The sequence below is a fragment of the Macrococcoides caseolyticum genome, from assembly GCF_002902665.1.
Taxonomy (GTDB): Bacteria; Bacillota; Bacilli; order Staphylococcales; family Staphylococcaceae; genus Macrococcoides; species Macrococcoides caseolyticum.
This window is the reverse complement of sequence record NZ_PPRM01000034.1, coordinates 1-15,610: the sequence shown is the minus strand read 5'-3', so window position 1 is coordinate 15,610 and position 15,610 is coordinate 1. Positions and strand designations below refer to the sequence as shown.

The 15,610-nt window shown below is 32.5% G+C and carries 12 protein-coding genes; 11 read left to right on the top strand and 1 reads right to left on the bottom strand.

Annotation, left to right across the window (positions count from 1 at the left end; all coding sequences use genetic code 11):
* Positions 1–51 precede the first annotated feature (51 nt).
* Genes CD152_RS06220 through CD152_RS06190 form a run of 7 tightly spaced genes read left to right on the top strand, consistent with a single transcriptional unit; the run spans position 52 to position 10,787 of the window.
* Entirely contained in the window at positions 52–315 is a 264-nt protein-coding gene (locus CD152_RS06220; protein WP_103214521.1) for a hypothetical protein, read from the top strand.
* A 12-nt stretch (positions 316–327) separates the two neighbouring features.
* Entirely contained in the window at positions 328–645 is a 318-nt protein-coding gene (locus tag CD152_RS06215; RefSeq protein ID WP_103214520.1) for a TrbC/VirB2 family protein, read from the top strand.
* A gap of 52 nt (positions 646–697) precedes the next feature.
* Positions 698–3,163, top strand: coding sequence for a hypothetical protein (locus CD152_RS06210; protein ID WP_103214519.1), 2,466 nt, complete (start codon positions 698–700; stop codon positions 3,161–3,163).
* Between the two features lie 17 nt (positions 3,164–3,180).
* Positions 3,181–4,116 (top strand): hypothetical protein, encoded by a 936-nt coding sequence (locus tag CD152_RS06205; protein ID WP_103214518.1) that lies wholly within the window; start codon positions 3,181–3,183, stop codon positions 4,114–4,116.
* Positions 4,117–4,662, top strand: coding sequence for a hypothetical protein (locus CD152_RS06200; protein WP_012655908.1), 546 nt, complete (start codon positions 4,117–4,119; stop codon positions 4,660–4,662).
* A 25-nt stretch (positions 4,663–4,687) separates the two neighbouring features.
* A complete protein-coding gene (locus tag CD152_RS06195) occupies positions 4,688–7,612 on the top strand; it encodes a VirD4-like conjugal transfer protein, CD1115 family (RefSeq protein ID WP_103214517.1) in 2,925 nt (974 codons plus the stop codon).
* Between the two features lie 16 nt (positions 7,613–7,628).
* Complete coding sequence (locus CD152_RS06190; protein WP_197932726.1) at positions 7,629–10,787, top strand: pLS20_p028 family conjugation system transmembrane protein; 3,159 nt, start codon at positions 7,629–7,631, stop codon at positions 10,785–10,787.
* 267 nt (positions 10,788–11,054) lie between these two features.
* Here the strand turns inward: CD152_RS06190 and CD152_RS11745 are convergent, their stop codons facing one another.
* Complete coding sequence (locus tag CD152_RS11745; RefSeq protein ID WP_146034098.1) at positions 11,055–11,147, bottom strand: type I toxin-antitoxin system Fst family toxin; 93 nt, start codon at positions 11,145–11,147, stop codon at positions 11,055–11,057.
* Between the two features lie 141 nt (positions 11,148–11,288).
* Here CD152_RS11745 and CD152_RS06185 point away from each other — a divergent pair, with 141 nt between their 5' ends.
* From CD152_RS06185 to CD152_RS06170, 4 genes are all read left to right on the top strand, one after another.
* Positions 11,289–11,621 carry a DUF5592 family protein gene (locus CD152_RS06185; protein ID WP_103214516.1) on the top strand — a complete coding sequence of 111 codons (333 nt, stop codon included), beginning with the start codon at positions 11,289–11,291 and terminating at the stop codon, positions 11,619–11,621.
* A gap of 3 nt (positions 11,622–11,624) precedes the next feature.
* On the top strand, positions 11,625–12,212 hold the full coding sequence (locus CD152_RS06180; protein ID WP_012655848.1) for a hypothetical protein: 588 nt from the start codon (positions 11,625–11,627) through the stop codon (positions 12,210–12,212).
* Between the two features lie 109 nt (positions 12,213–12,321).
* Positions 12,322–14,295, top strand: coding sequence for a VirB4 family type IV secretion system protein (locus CD152_RS06175; RefSeq protein ID WP_101141010.1), 1,974 nt, complete (start codon positions 12,322–12,324; stop codon positions 14,293–14,295).
* 54 nt (positions 14,296–14,349) lie between these two features.
* A complete protein-coding gene (locus CD152_RS06170; protein ID WP_103214515.1) occupies positions 14,350–15,501 on the top strand; it encodes a lysozyme family protein in 1,152 nt (383 codons plus the stop codon).
* Positions 15,502–15,610: the final 109 nt, after the last annotated feature.

Genomic DNA, 15,610 nt, shown 5'->3' with positions numbered 1-15,610 from the left:
TACTTTTGTACTGGTCTTTTTTATATAAATTTATAGAAAGGAGATAAGACATTGAACTTAAGTACACAAGAGGTTAAAGCAATTGTAGAAAATGCAGGTTTAGACTTCAATCAGTTTAAACAAGACTGTACAAATGAATTACAGCTCGATTTCTTGAACAAAGGTAAAGTTTTTAAAGAAATTGAAAAAGATTATCAATCACAGAAAGCTTTAGAGCTCGTATTGAAAATCGCGACGGACAAAAAAAGCAATAAAAATACTATGGAAAAAACAGATGTATTAGAACAAAAAGATGATCAAACAAAAAACAATTAAAGGAGCAATAAGATGAATACAATATTAGATTTGAATTTACTAACATTATTAACAGTGTTAGGAGACTTCGATTTTAGTCATTTATTTATGTACAACGATGCTGTACAAAATATTATCGGAGGATTAAAAAAGCTATCAAATGCATTGAAATTAATTGGTATCGCATTAGGGGCAATTGGTGTCGCAATGGCAGGTTACCAGTTTATCTGGGGTGGTGCTAACGGTAGTCAACAAGGAAAGCAATATCTGTTAAACACTGCGATTGGTGTCGTTTTAATCGTAGCTGCTAAATCAATTATAGACTGGATCACAACTAATGTAACATTCTAATGAAAAGAGAGGATTTCCTCTCTTTTATTACTTTTTAAAAGGAGAATACAATATGTCAAATTTAAAAATATTTAAAGTAAAAGTTTCAAATTTACCAAAGGATAAAGATATAAATAAGGTTATTAATCTGACTTCAAAGAAGACTTATTATTTCAGTGAATTTAATGAAAAACTGAAGCTATTAAAAGAATCTGCTGATAAGAAAAATAAAGTATACACATTTGATATAGAGATAGTTGATTATGATGCACCTAACATTGTACATTTCATGTTAAATAATTATGCAATTACTAAAAATACTCCAGAATCAATCAAATCAATCATAGAGTATGAAGCCTTAAAAGATAGAAATGCAGAAGAAAAAGGTGTGTCTGAAGATTATAAAAAGCAATTTTTTGGGGCACTACAGGAATCAGAAGATTATGATGTAGCTACTAATGAAAGTGTAAAAAATGGAAAGCTAAAAAAAGTTAGTATATTCAGCAAGGTAAGTCCATTTAAAAAGAAACAATCTGAAAAGAATATAGAATTTAATGAAGAAGAACAGGATCAGCTGGAAGAATTAAAAGCTGATATGATTGCTTCTGCTAAATCTGATGAGTTACATAAAGAGAATGAAATTGTAAATTTATCTGATTCTCAGCTAAAGCAAAAAGATGCAGAAATTATTGAAAATGCAGTGAATGATGATAAATTATACGAAACAGAAGAATTAGAAAAAGAAAACTACGATAATAAACCTACTCATTTGAATGCTTCTGTAAATGAAACTGAGAATGAGATAAATTCAGACAATACGATTGAAATATATACTTCAAAGTCGATAGATGATGAAAAAATCATTGAATCAAATATTAATGAGATATCAGATAAATTTCAAGATGCATTAAAAAATGAGGTATCTGATGAAAAATTTAATATAGACGTACCACAGCTCAATATTGAGAAGCCTGATCTACAAAATATGAGTGAAATCGAAAGAGAAGAAATTATATTCTTAAATAAAAGAGAAGAAGAGAAACAGAAGTATTTGAAAAATCAATCCAATGCTTTAATAAATTCATTAAAAGAGAACTACTATAGTGGCTTAAAAGATATCCAGGACAAAATAGAGGAATACTATAAAGAAAATAAACCAGATTACAAAGAATACATTGATAATCTGATTAACGAACAAGCACCCCTAAATAAAGAGATTATTGACATCCTAAATAAACAGCTTGAAAAAGAAGATAATCTAATATTACAAAAAGATATGGATGACTTTAAAAAACAACATCAGACTAAGAAAGAAATGCTGAAAGAAAAAAGGGAGCTACGCTTAGCTGAAAAACGCAAAGAATTAAACGATGATAACGAAAAGTTAAAAGAGCGTGGCAAGAAAGATCTGGATAACGAACTTAATGAAAAAGTAGAAGCATTTAAAGCACAGCAGATAAAATTATTAGAGAATGAAATTTTAAAGCTTAAAGCGTCATTAGAAAAAGAATTAAACTATAACTTAATTAAATATGATTCTGAAACATTTAAAAATCTTTCATTACTACGTGTAGAAATCATTCAAAATAAGAATAAGAGTGATGAATTGAAACTTCAAAAAGAAAAGAATGACAACGAAAGAAAGGCATTAAAACTTGAAGAAGAACGTATTAATTTAGATATGAAACAAGCTGAAGCAGAAATTTCAAAAGCAAATGCCATAAAAGATGAATCAATTAAATCCGCAAATGATCTTGAAATAGCTAAGCAGAAGGCACTAGCTCGAAAACATGAACTACAGTTAAAGCAAGAAGAAAATCATCTAAGGAAGATTGCAGCTGAAGAAGATGCGAACAGATTAAAGCAACAAGAACTTGAACTACGTCAGACTGAGATGGAACTTTACAAAAAAGAAGACGAACAGATGAATAAATTAATTAAATCTAATTATCTTACTCAGATTATGCCAAACAAAGAGAAGGAAGAGGCATTTAATGTAGTAGAACCTGCATCAAAGCAGACAGATAATAAATTAGGTAAATTATTGACAAGTGCACTTATTGTTTCATTAATTGGAGGCACAGGTTATGTCGTAGCTGAAAATAATGGGTATTTTGACCGAGATAAAAACAATAAAGATAACCAAGAAATAGTTGCTAAAGATTCTGATGACAAAGAATATAAAATGCTTGTAAATAATCATGATTTTATAGAGGCGTATAAAGTTAACCCTAATAAAAAAGATGAGCTGAAAGATAAGGCTTTAGCTGAAAAAGATTTTATTGATGCAGTTGAATTAGCAAAACAGACAAATGATAAAGAATATTTAATAAGAGTTTATCTGGCTAACGGAAATACTGAAGATCTTATCAAGACATATCAGACCATGAGTTATGAAGAGAAATCAGAAATCAGCCAGGATGACTTAGAGAAAATGGCAAAACTATTTATTGATAAGGAAGATAAAGAAAGTACAAAAGCAATTCTTAAAGATATTAAAGATGAAAAAATAAAAAAAGAGATTGAATCACAATTATAGTAAAAGGAGAACCTATCATGACGATTATTCAAATACCAGTAAATGTTAAAGAGATACAAAGTGTTACAAGTTTAGAGAATGAAGAATCAATATTGTTACTAGTTGGATCAGTTGGTGAGACTAACAGAGATTATACATTTGAGTGGAAAAAATCGGTTGACGATAAAGACAGATTAGATAAATTAAAATCACTCATTAAATTATGTGATTATACATTAAATGTTGTGATTGATGTTTCAATTGTACGAAATGATGAAGGAAATTGTGAAATTGAATTCAATTTATACAATAGAATACCAATTATTGAAATTAAGACAGATATCAATAGTATTTTTAAAAGTGAAGGTGTAATGCTAGTCCAAAATATTCAAAAATCACCTGAAAATAAGGTAGTTACAAATCAATCTATTAATGATGAATCTAATGTAAATGTAGAAGATGAAATAGAACAAGAGGTAGATGCACCTAAAACCGAAACTAACTTAGTAAATGATATAGATGAAGTAAGTGAGCCTGATAAGGATAATGAAGATACATTAGAACAGCAGGATTTAAAAACTTCTTTAGATCAATCACTTCACGAGCTATATGATTCAGTATCTAAAGAGGAAATTAATACAGATGAATATAAAGAACAAGTAAAATCTTTTTCAAAAGCATTTATCAGAAAAGCTACGGGAGATTATGATGCTGAACTCCTATCACTTATAACAATCATCACATATGATTCACTTATCCAAAAGAAAAGCTATGAAGCATTCATCAGTAGTATTAAATCATTAACAACCAAAAATGAAGAAACTTTCAACCTATTTAAATATTTTAACCAAAAGCCATCGCATAACCCATTAAAATCTTTGTTTATTGAAGTTATGGATAATATCGAAGATATGCAGGTAGTTGAAAAATATTTAGAAGAAATAAATAGAGCTTTAGATAAAGGAGGGTTTTAAATGGTTAATATGTTAAGAGGCAAGCATATATTAGGATTTATCTTGAATTCCATAAAATTAAAAGAAAATGATAAAGGTGTGTCTACAGCAAAAATTTACTTAAATGTTATGGATAAACGAAGGTTTGTAAATAAGGAAACAAAAGAAGTAGAATACAGGTCATACTACACAACTTTACCATTCCACCTATATGGTCATGTTGCAGAATATGCTTCTAAATATTTAGTTGAAGGACAGAAGATATTGATTGAGTATTCGATTGACAGTTTTAAATCAAGAGATAATAGCAATCCATCGTATCCACACCCATATTTTATTGCAACGAGCATTGTGCCACAGGAGAAATCAGAAGATGCAGAAGAACGTATGCTGTATCTGAAGATGGAAAGACAGAAAAAAAGAGAAGCAAAAGAAGAAAGTAAAAAATCAGAAGAAAATAATGTAAATGTTAATGAAGAAGATGAACTTGACTATGAAGTATATCAACACAACTTTACTTATAGTGATATCAGTGATAAAGAACTAGATGAAGATTTAGCTTTCTAAGCATTCTAAGAAATTAGGTGACAAGATGTTAGATAATATATTAATCGCAACAAATAAACAGAAACCAATAGAAAAGCAGATTATAAAATCTGAAAGAAAACCCTTTAAGATTAAGGAGTTAGTTGCTGACAGAAGGATTATGTATACATTTTCGATCACAGTCTTTTTTGTTACAGCAGTAATATCTAATCTAATCGTTAATTATTTTTCAGGTATTAAAGAAAACTTTGTCAGATTAATACCTAAAAATAAGGATGTAGATATCTGGCAGAAAATCGACATGATTATCAGTTACAACACTCAATTTTTTACAGATCACGTCAATTCTTTAGAAAAGTTTAAGTTATTGATAACAAGCCCAACACAACATCTGTTGTATTGGGCTATTTTATTTATTATCTTTTCCTATCTCTTTCAGAATAAAATATTTGGTTTTTATAAGAAATATCGAAAAATGAATTATGGTCAGAAAGGCACTTCAAGATTTGCGACAGTCAGGGAATTAAAAAGGCAATATAAATCAGTACCTCAGCAAACATTGGAATATGATGGTGATCCTGGTGTACCCATGACGCATATTAATGATCTGCCAGCATTATTAAAGATGCGTGGCTTTAATAAATTCTTTTATAACGGCAAGTTCTTAATTGATACAGATACAATTAATGTTGCTGTTATCGGTACATCACGATCTGGTAAAGGTGAATCATTGGTTTTTCCAGCGACAGATATTGATACGAGAGCAAAGAACAAGCCATCTTTAGTATTTGCAGATCCTAAAGGTGAACTATATGCAGGGAGCTATGAAACATTAAGAAAGCGAGGGTATGACGTAGAAGTATTGAACCTGGTAAATCCCGATGACGGTATGAGTTACAACATGCTAGAGATTATCAAACAGGAATATATCAAAGGAGACTTTGCACAGGCAGAACAGTATTGCGTATCTTTGACAAAGACACTCTTTCCAGGGAAAGGTTCAGATCCATTCTGGGACAATGCAGCTGCATCATTAGTTAATGCGTTAATCTTTACTGTTATTCACAGAGCATTAGAAGAAGGAAAACCTGAACGTATTACGATGCGTAATGTTGTTGATTTATTAAATACTTTAGGGCCAGAAACAGAGAACTATCTGAATGAAGATGGTGAATCTATAAACAGATTAGATGAATATATTATGTCACTACCTGATGGCTCCATTGCGAAGAAACAATATGCGACAAGTGCCTTTGCAGGAGGAAATACAAGATCAAGTATTCTGACAGTAGCATCTACGACACTACAGATATTTACATCAGAAAAACTTTCTAAAATGGGTTCGGCAAACTCTGTTGACTTTACAAGAGTTGGGTTTAATAAACGACTGAGAGTTAAATTTGATTTGAAATACATGTATGAACGTGGCGTAGTGATCTACGGTTACAGAGAAAAAGATGAATTAAGAGCAAACTTTAAAGTAGACTCACTTGGATATATGGAAAATAACTTTAAACGTACGATGAAACCAGGAGAAACTATTAGAATAGAAATCTTAGGAGATGTATTTGAATATATCTTTTATCGTGAAGCACCTGGATTTGTAAAGGTTGAAATTGATGAATACACAGGAGATAGAATTTATCCTAAAACTGCGTATTTGAAGCCAGTTGAAGATAATACAGGCATACTTGAAACGACATGTTTCTATAGTGAAAAACCAATAGCAGTATTTATGGTTGTACCTGATTATGACAGCTCAATTCATGTTGTAGCGAGTATCTTTATATCACAGCTTTATACGATGCTTGCGAGAAGAGCTTCAGAAAGTGGTGGTAAATGTCATCAGAGAGTTAAGTTCAGGTTAGATGAATTTGGTAACTTCCCACCAATACATGATATGGCAAATATTATGACCGTTTGTTTAGGGCGAAATATACTGTTTGAACTTTATGTTCAAGGCTATACTCAGCTACCTGCGAAATATGGTAAAGAGGATGCTGACACAATAAAAGATAACTGCCAGGTTCATATCTACATTAAATCAACAAATAAGGAAACGAACGATGAAATAGCTGCTAAGTGTGGCATGAAGACAGTGACATCCACGACTAGAAATAGAAATGGATCAATGTTTAATACTGAAATCAGTGAAACAGATAGTATAGAGCAAGTTCCAATTATTGAAGCTGATTTACTACCTAAATTTGTTCAAGGAGAACAGGTGATATTAAGGTTCTTGAAATCACTGGATAATAAGAAGAAAGCGATGCGACCAGAACCTATTTATAATCATAATGAAACACAGACACCATTCAGATTCCGTTATCTAGCAAATGATTTTGAGCCAGCTAATCAGTTTGCAGACTTTGATATACCTTCGCATCATAGAAAGTTAAAGCTATCCGACTATAGAATTAACTGGAAGGAACGACCTGAAAAAGTCACAGTGATATCAAAAGGATATATCGCAAGTCTTGAATACTTCGATAAAGAAAATAAAGAAGAACTGATGCGCATTTGTAAGGAAATCACTAATGATTATGAACTCTACCACGCATTACTTGAAGTACAATCGGAAGATGTTATTTCAAGTACGATTCAGCGTATCTTACAGAATAAAGGATGGAGTGCAGAAGAAATTGAAAGTCCAGCATCAAGAATTACACAGAAATTAAGAGAGATTAAAGAAGGAAAGAAGACAGTAAGAAATCCATTAAGCCAAAAATCAACGATTGAAGTAGTTGAACCATCGAAATTTATTTCAGATAAATATTTTGATGAAAACATAGTGAATATCATAACAGGAGAACTAGAAAAGTTACTACCAAAGAGAATGTTTGAAGAATTAATTGAAATGGATAAGAAATCTTTTGAGAATACATTCAATGAATTAAAACAAAATGAAGCTTACGCTGAATTAGAAAAACTGGAGAAAGCGATAGCAAAAGAAAGACTTATGAATAAATAGAAAGTAGGGTGAAATAGTGAGCTATGAAGATATATTAGAAACATATAAAGAATATTTTGTTCAGCAGGACTGGGTATGGATGATTCTATTCAAAGTATTATGGGGGATGGTGCTATTTTGTCATGCGACTATAGCAATACTAGAAAAAGGATTAGATAAAATGTTGACCTTCAATGGTTTCTTTGAAAGTGAGGCCATGGATGGAGTGAATGATGTTGTGATGCCAATTGCGATGGCATTATTTACAATGTCTCTAATATGGATAGGTTATCTTATTATGTCTGGTCGTGGCATCAAGAAGGGCGATGTATTTATGAATGTGCTTCTTGCTTTTGGCCTGATATTAGGGATACCTTATCTGACAACAGAGTTAAACAATATCTCAACAGAACTTGTACAGGCTGGAAAGGATGCAGGGAGTGGTGAAACCTTAAAATCAGAGAACTTTGCGACACAGATTGTTGCGATGAATACAGTAGACCTACTGTATCTAAGTCGTGAAATGGATTGGGAGCTGAATAAAGAGACATATATCAATAATGATATTTCAAACTCCAATATCAAGAATAAAGATTTTTCAGGACTAATCAATGCCTCGAAAGATTCAGATGGGATTGAAGAAGCAGGAGATAGAGATTATAAGTTAAGTTCACTTGAAAGAAATGTGTTCAGTCATAAAATTGTAGATGGTGAAGATGGTGGAGTTAACTTTGAAGAAATTAAACCTGCCGAATTTAAATTTATCGGACAGGTGGGATTCCTGAATAAATGGTATTACAGATATAATGCAAACTTCTTTACAATGTTCATTCAGTTTGGAGTGCTAGGATTCGTCTTAATATTCGCGATGTTCAAGACGATGTTACTTATGATGGAGATTGCATTCCAAAAATTAATTGCACCATGGATAGCAGCTACAGATATTACAACAGGTCAAAAGATGAAAACATTTATGAACGACTTTGTTATGAATTATGCAGCTATCGGAATTCTAGCGTTTGTTATGAAATTATATCTACTTGCGATGCAGTATATAACGACTTTAGGATGGAATCCTTGGATTATATCAGTTGCCATGATCGCACTAGGAAAATTTGTTATAGATGGTCCAGAAACAGCCAAAAGGCTACTAGGAATAGACGTTGGTGTTCAAGATGGATATAAAGCGCTGATGGGAAGTTTAGCAGCTGGTGGAGCCATGATTGGTGCTGGTAAGATGTTAGGTAAAGGTGTATCTTCAGCAAAAGATGGAGTGAATAATCTACGTGAAAAACAAGCAGATCCAAATCATAAAGGATTAGCTGAACGTTTTGGTGGCAAAACAGCAGATGCAATCAAAGGTATGACACGTGAAGCTGGCGAATTATCTTCTGCAGGTGTAGGTGGATATGTATCTAATAAATCGAATGAAGCTATGACAAAAATGAAAACTGGCATTACTGATACAGCAGAAGCTGTTAAATCGAGTATTATAGATAATGGACTTACTGAATCGTTTGCAGAAGGTAAGGCAAATGCCCAAGCTTATGCAGATTCTACTTCTACATCACAAGCTATACCTTCAGCTATGCAAAAAGCTGTAAGTGAGGTTGTCGATAACAATTCAGGCTTATTAACAACAGGAGAAAGAAATGTATTAGAAAAAGTAATACGTGGAGATTCAGGGTTATCAGATGAAGAAAGAAATGTAGTTGAAAGATTATCTAATTCGGGATCATTAAGTGAAAATGACAGAGACATCCTAAGAAATGTTTTAAGACATACATCTAATGCAGGACAACTAGAAGACCAAACAGCAGTACAGCGATATCTCACTGAATTTGGAAATAATATAAATTCAGAAGATAAAACAGCACTTGAAAGATTAATACGTGATCCTTCTAATGTATCAGCAGAAGATAGGTTAGCGATAGAACGTGTTCTATCTAATGGTAACAGTAATCTAAAAGCAGAAGATAGATTAGCGATAGAAAGGTTGTTACAGACAGGAAATAATGGTGTAACTGCATCAGATAGAACAGCAATAGAAAGTGTTTTATCAAATGATAATCAAATGAGCACAAAAGATAGACAAGTGATGGAAAGGGTGTTATCTAATCCGATACAAGCAACAAGTCAAGACAGACAAGCGTTTGAAAGAATTATCAGTCAAAATATGGGTAACTTAAACCAGGATCAGAAGACAGCCTTACAAAACGTACAGCAACAGATGAATGGCACGATTGCATCAGATGTTAAACCTGCAATACAATCATTTATACAGAATCAAGGATTGAGTATAAGTAATGGTGATAGACAAGTAATGGAAAGAGTAATCTCTAATCCGTCACAAACAACTAGCCAGGATAGACAGGCATTTGAAAGAATTGTCAGTCAAAATGCAGGTAGTATGAATCAGGAACAAAGAACAGCCTTCCAGAACGTACAGCAACAGATGAATGGAACGATAGCATCAGATGTTAAACCTGCAATACAATCATTCGTACAGAATCAAGGATCAAGTATGAGTAATGGTGATAGACAAGTGATGGAAAGAGTAATTTCAAGTCCAGCACAAGCAACAAGTCAAGACAGACAAGTATTTGAAAGAGTTATCAATCAAAATACAGGTAATATGTCACAAGAGCAGAGAACAGCCTTTCAAAATGTACAACAACAGATGAATGGTACGATCGCACCAGATGTTAAACCTGCAATACAATCATTTATACAGAATCAAGGATTGAGTATGAGTAATGGTGATAGACAGGTAATGGAAAGAGTAATCTCTAATCCATCACAAGCGACAAGTCAAGACAAACAGGTATTTGAAAGAGTTGTCAGTCAAAATACAGGTAATATGAATCAAGAACAACGTACAGCGTTTCAGCAAGTAAATCAGCAGTTGGGAAGCACAGTATCATCTGATGTAAAACCAATTATGCAGTCATTCGTTCAATCACAGGGATCAAATATGAACACTGAAGAAAGACAGATTATGGAGAAAGTAATATCATCACCATTAAAAGTGACTAACCAGGAACGAGCAGTATTTGAAAAAGTGATACAGCAAAATACAGGCACCTTTACACAAGAGCAGAGAACAGCATTTCAACATGTAAATCAACAACTTGAAAAAGTCACTGTTCAAAAACAGGATACAAACACTTTATTTAAAGGAATAGATAAAGAATAAAACATAAAGCATATATTATACTTTATGCTATTGTAAAATTTGATAGGTATAATATTATTAACAAGGATATAGTCCACGGATTAGTATGGGTTTGTAAAATAAGACTGGATAAGCATCGGTACAACGATATTTACAAGATGTAATCCATGTTTGTAAAAATCTATTAATTAAGATATAATGATAATAACAAAGATTATTTTCACAGAAACACCGAACCCCCTAACTGGGCAAACAGTTAGGGGGTTTTTTAGGTGCTGGTATGCCGTCTTACGACTTACGTTGATCTAACCAGTTAGAAAACAACGCAAGGACGACACCGACAAGAATCGGTGCAATAATGTCAACAAAGATTATTTCCACAGAGATCACCTCCTTCCATAAGAACTCGCCTATGGAAGTAAAGACGGCTTTAATATTATATCATTAAAAATGTTTAAAAGGCATTTGCTATCTCATACGTTAGCAAATGCCTTTTTTATTTTAAGTAAATAGGAGGAAAAAATGAGTAAAAATATTGAAAATCAAGGATATACAATACCAAAGGATATGAAAGCAGATATATTAATCATCGGAAAAACAACTTTAAAAGATATCATTGTCATTATTATATTCGTTGTTTTGGGTTTCATGTTAGCAAACTTTATAGATGGTGGCCCAATACTTACAACTATTATTGTAATTATTCAATTTCTTATAGGTGGAATTGCGATTGCAAAGCCTAAAACGAACCCTGATAAGCCGATGTATTTAGTAATCGCGTCTATGTTCAGGATGGATAAGAATGGTTACAGAAGTTTAGATTATACGAAATATATTAAAAAGGAGATGAAATAACGAATGTCAGGTTTTGTCGAGCCAAAAAAAGTGGCGATTAAAAGAGATAGAAATGAAAGAAAGAAAAATAAAGATAGAACGATTGATTTAAATATATTACATGTTATCCCTTATAAACAGATAACAAAAGAAGGTTATCTTTTATTAGAAGATAACACTTATGCAGAAATATATCAGTTTGAAACACATGCACTAAATACAATCAATGCAGATGAAAAAGCGCAGCTAATGACACAACTTGCATCATTTTATCGTATCAATATAGAAGATATCAAAGTCATTTCATTTAAATATCCTTCAGATTCTGAAGCTCAACAGCTATATTGGTTACATAAATATGAAACAACTACAAATCCGTTACAACGTGCATATCAACAGGATAACATCAGACGTTTACAGATTTCAGCAAAAACACATAAAGAGATGGATCATTATGTGTTTGTATATGCAGATAGTAAAAAAGGTATGTCTGTCGTTAAAGATAACATCAGACAGACTTCAGGAGGCTTATTAAGGAAGAATCCTCTATCACAAAAGAAAAAAACGAATGTACTGTTTCAATTGAATAACATGAACACACAATATATATAAAATTGTTTTATGTTTTATGTTTTATGTTTTATATATTATGCAACATACTATATAAAAGCTATGTAACTCATTGAGATGCGTGGCTTTTCAAATTAAAGGAGAATGAAATATGTTTGGATTTAAGAAAAAAGATGAACAGATTGTTAAGCAGAAAATTGATGATTTTGTAGAAGATAATTATGATTTAGAATTTATTGCTAAGACACAGCCCCAGGGGGGCATATCATTTCATGAAAACTACATCAAAAAAGGTGATGGCTATGAAGCATGCTTGACGATATATGATTATCCATCAACAGTATATGACAATTGGATGCGACACATCGTAAATCGTGAGGGTGTCATCACTGTTCAAGATATCTCTACAGCAAACAGAGAACAGGTACAAGAAAACTTAAAGAGATCGCTTTCTGAACAATCAGCTCGTATTCAAGATAATAAAGCAGATGCTATGACAAAAAGTTCATCTACAGATAAGTATCAGACACTTTTAGGTGTATCTCATATGATCAATGATTTAGGTGAACAAATCAAAAAGATTACTGTTAGAATGTTTATTTATAAACCAACTCTTGAACAATTAGATAACGAAATTCACAGAATACGAGTTGATTTAGAAGCTCGAGGTATAAAATCACAAGTAATGAACTTTGAGACAAAAGAAAACTGGCAAAGTTTGGTTATGAAATATGGCAGACAAAAACAAGTGCATGGTGTGAATTTTAAAGAAGGACAACAGATTCCAGCATCAACGCTTGGGGGTGGTTATCCCTTTGACCATACGTCAATCAACGATGAACATGGTGCATTTATCGGTACGACTGAAACAGGTGGTCCTGTATACCTAGACTTATTTAAAGTCGATAACGTAAGAAAGTCATTTAATTCGATTGTCTTTGGGATGATGGGAAGTGGTAAATCTACTTTTCTAAAAGTAATCGAAGAAGAACAGTTTGCAAGAAATCATTTCATTAGAGGTTTTGATAAAGCAGGAGACTTCAGGCAAGTTGTACGTGAACAGGGGGGCAAGATGATATCACTGGATGGATCACAAGGCATGATTAACATGCTTGAAATATTGCCTACAGCAACGTTTGACAAAGAAGATAATCCTGATATTGAAGGTTATGATCTTGTGATTAATGAAGAAGCCTGTTACACTCAACATTTATCAAAACTTCAAATGCAGATGTCATTGATGAATGGTGACTTAACAGATACAGATTTAATGGATTGTGTAGGCTACTTTAATGATTTTTATATCCACGTAGGTTTATGGACGGCTGATAGAAGTAAAAGAAAGCAAATGGTAGTTACAGGCCACAGACCAGAAGAATATCCAATACTGAGTGAATTTAGAGCATTTATTCATAACCTGGATGAATCTAAGATGACAAGTCAAAAACGAGTAACTAAAGAAAAAATATTAACAACTTTAGATAATATGATTAATGTTTATGGTGGTGTTTTTGATGGCCACACGACTGTCCCTAACATGGACGAAGAACAGATTGTATTTTATAACATAGAACAGCTTGAAAAGTTATCACCAAACGTATTTAAATGTCAGTTATACGTAGCGTTATCTTTAATTTGGTCACAAGCTTTAAAGAACGGGAAAAAATATAAGAAGATGATAGAAGACGGTAAAATTGATCCTCGTAACGCTAGAAGATTTATGGTATTCATTGATGAATGTCAAAATATCGTAAATGTAAATAACTTAAATACAGTTGAATTCGTTGTTAACTTTATGAAAGAAATGCGTAAGTATCTTGCAGGAGTTATTTTTGCGACACAATCGCCTAAGCAGTTACTACCTGAAAACAGTAATAATGATGCAACAACTCAACTGAAACAAATATTTGCCTTAACGCAATATAAATTTTTCTTTCAGATTGATAGATCAGATATTGATTCCGTAAGAGATGTATTAGGAGAAACAATAAAAGAAAGTGAGTACGAAATCATTCCAACGCTAGGAAAAGGTGAAGCAATCGTAAGCATACAAGGTGCAAACAATACGCTTTTTCACAATGATGTATCAGAAGAACAATTGCGTCGATTTAGTGGGGGGCAATAAAATTTACAGACACTCTTATTATTAAGGGTGTCTTTTTTTATTGGAGGATATTAAATGATAGAATTTCTAAAAAATAAATTGAAGAAAGCAACAAGAAAAAAAATAATGCTATGGATTGCAGGAATTGCAACGTCATCTACACCTTTCACAATTGCTTTGATAACTGCTGTCCCGATAGTTCTAATTTGTATGCTCTTATTTCTAGGTGGATCAAATGAAGGATATGAACAAGAACAATCATCATCTATGGGTACGATTGACGGAGTAGCTTTACCTGAAGGATGTACCAAACATTCAGACAGAATAAAAAAAGAACTTAAATCTCAAGGTGTAGATGAAAGTCATTTAAATGTCATGCTAGCAATTTGTGCACAGGAAAGTGGAGGAAGTGTGTCGGATATATTCCAAGCATCGGAAAGCAAAGGACTACCACCAAACACAATAGGTCCGACGGAATCAATTAAAGCAGGAGTGTCGGCATATAAAAAAGTGTTAAATAAATCTAAAGCAAAAAAAATTGGAGATGACAATTGGAAAGCAGCACTACAAAGTTACAATTTTGGTGAAGGATTTTTAGATTTCTTTTTTGAGAAAGGCTCAAAGTTCTCTGAAGATATTGCACAACAGTTTTCAAAGAAAATGGCAAAAGAAACAGGATGGACAAGTTATGGTGACCCTAAATATGTTGAACATGTTATGCGATATTTATCACAGGCATCTGCTGGGACATTAGATGGAAAAGCAATTGGTTCACCCGTTGATCCAAAACTTTTGAATCGTGTTACTTGTAAAATCGGAGGATATCCTGGTCATCCAGGAATAGACATAGCATTGCCAGAAGGCACACCAATATACGCAATCACTGACGGTAAGGTAGTTGAGGCAGTAAATGGATATACGGTTGGTGGATTGTCAAGCTCATTATTAGGTAAAGATAATCACGTCACTGTAATCTCTAAAGACAATCCAACCTTATATATGAACTATAGACATTTAAAATTAAATGGCGTGTTAGTAAAAAAAGGTGATACTGTAAAAGCAGGACAGCAAGTTGGACTTTCTGGTAATACAGGTTATACAAGTGGTCCACATTTACATTTAGATGCACTAAAAAATAATCAATATACTATAAGTGCAGCTGTTGATTGGTTCAGTCCATTGGAGAAAAAATTTAATGTCAAAGGTAGTCTCGGCTGTGGATTATAAAAAAGGAGAAGTTTAATATGAATAACAAATTATCAGGAATTATAATTATAGGTTTATCAATCGTATTGTGTATCGGGTACTTCATATCACATTCTAAAATAAATAATGT

What these genes read in the sequence shown, in the direction of transcription:
- CD152_RS06210 (WP_103214519.1), top strand. Translation starts at nt 698, where the DNA reads ATGTCAAATTTAAAAATATTTAAAGTAAAAGTTTCAAATTTACCAAAG.
- CD152_RS06215 (WP_103214520.1), top strand. Translation starts at nt 328, where the DNA reads ATGAATACAATATTAGATTTGAATTTACTAACATTATTAACAGTGTTA.
- CD152_RS06200 (WP_012655908.1), top strand. Translation starts at nt 4,117, where the DNA reads ATGGTTAATATGTTAAGAGGCAAGCATATATTAGGATTTATCTTGAAT.
- CD152_RS06180 (WP_012655848.1), top strand. Translation starts at nt 11,625, where the DNA reads ATGTCAGGTTTTGTCGAGCCAAAAAAAGTGGCGATTAAAAGAGATAGA.
- CD152_RS06195 (WP_103214517.1), top strand. Translation starts at nt 4,688, where the DNA reads ATGTTAGATAATATATTAATCGCAACAAATAAACAGAAACCAATAGAA.
- CD152_RS06205 (WP_103214518.1), top strand. Translation starts at nt 3,181, where the DNA reads ATGACGATTATTCAAATACCAGTAAATGTTAAAGAGATACAAAGTGTT.
- CD152_RS06170 (WP_103214515.1), top strand. Translation starts at nt 14,350, where the DNA reads ATGATAGAATTTCTAAAAAATAAATTGAAGAAAGCAACAAGAAAAAAA.
- CD152_RS06185 (WP_103214516.1), top strand. Translation starts at nt 11,289, where the DNA reads ATGAGTAAAAATATTGAAAATCAAGGATATACAATACCAAAGGATATG.
- CD152_RS06175 (WP_101141010.1), top strand. Translation starts at nt 12,322, where the DNA reads ATGTTTGGATTTAAGAAAAAAGATGAACAGATTGTTAAGCAGAAAATT.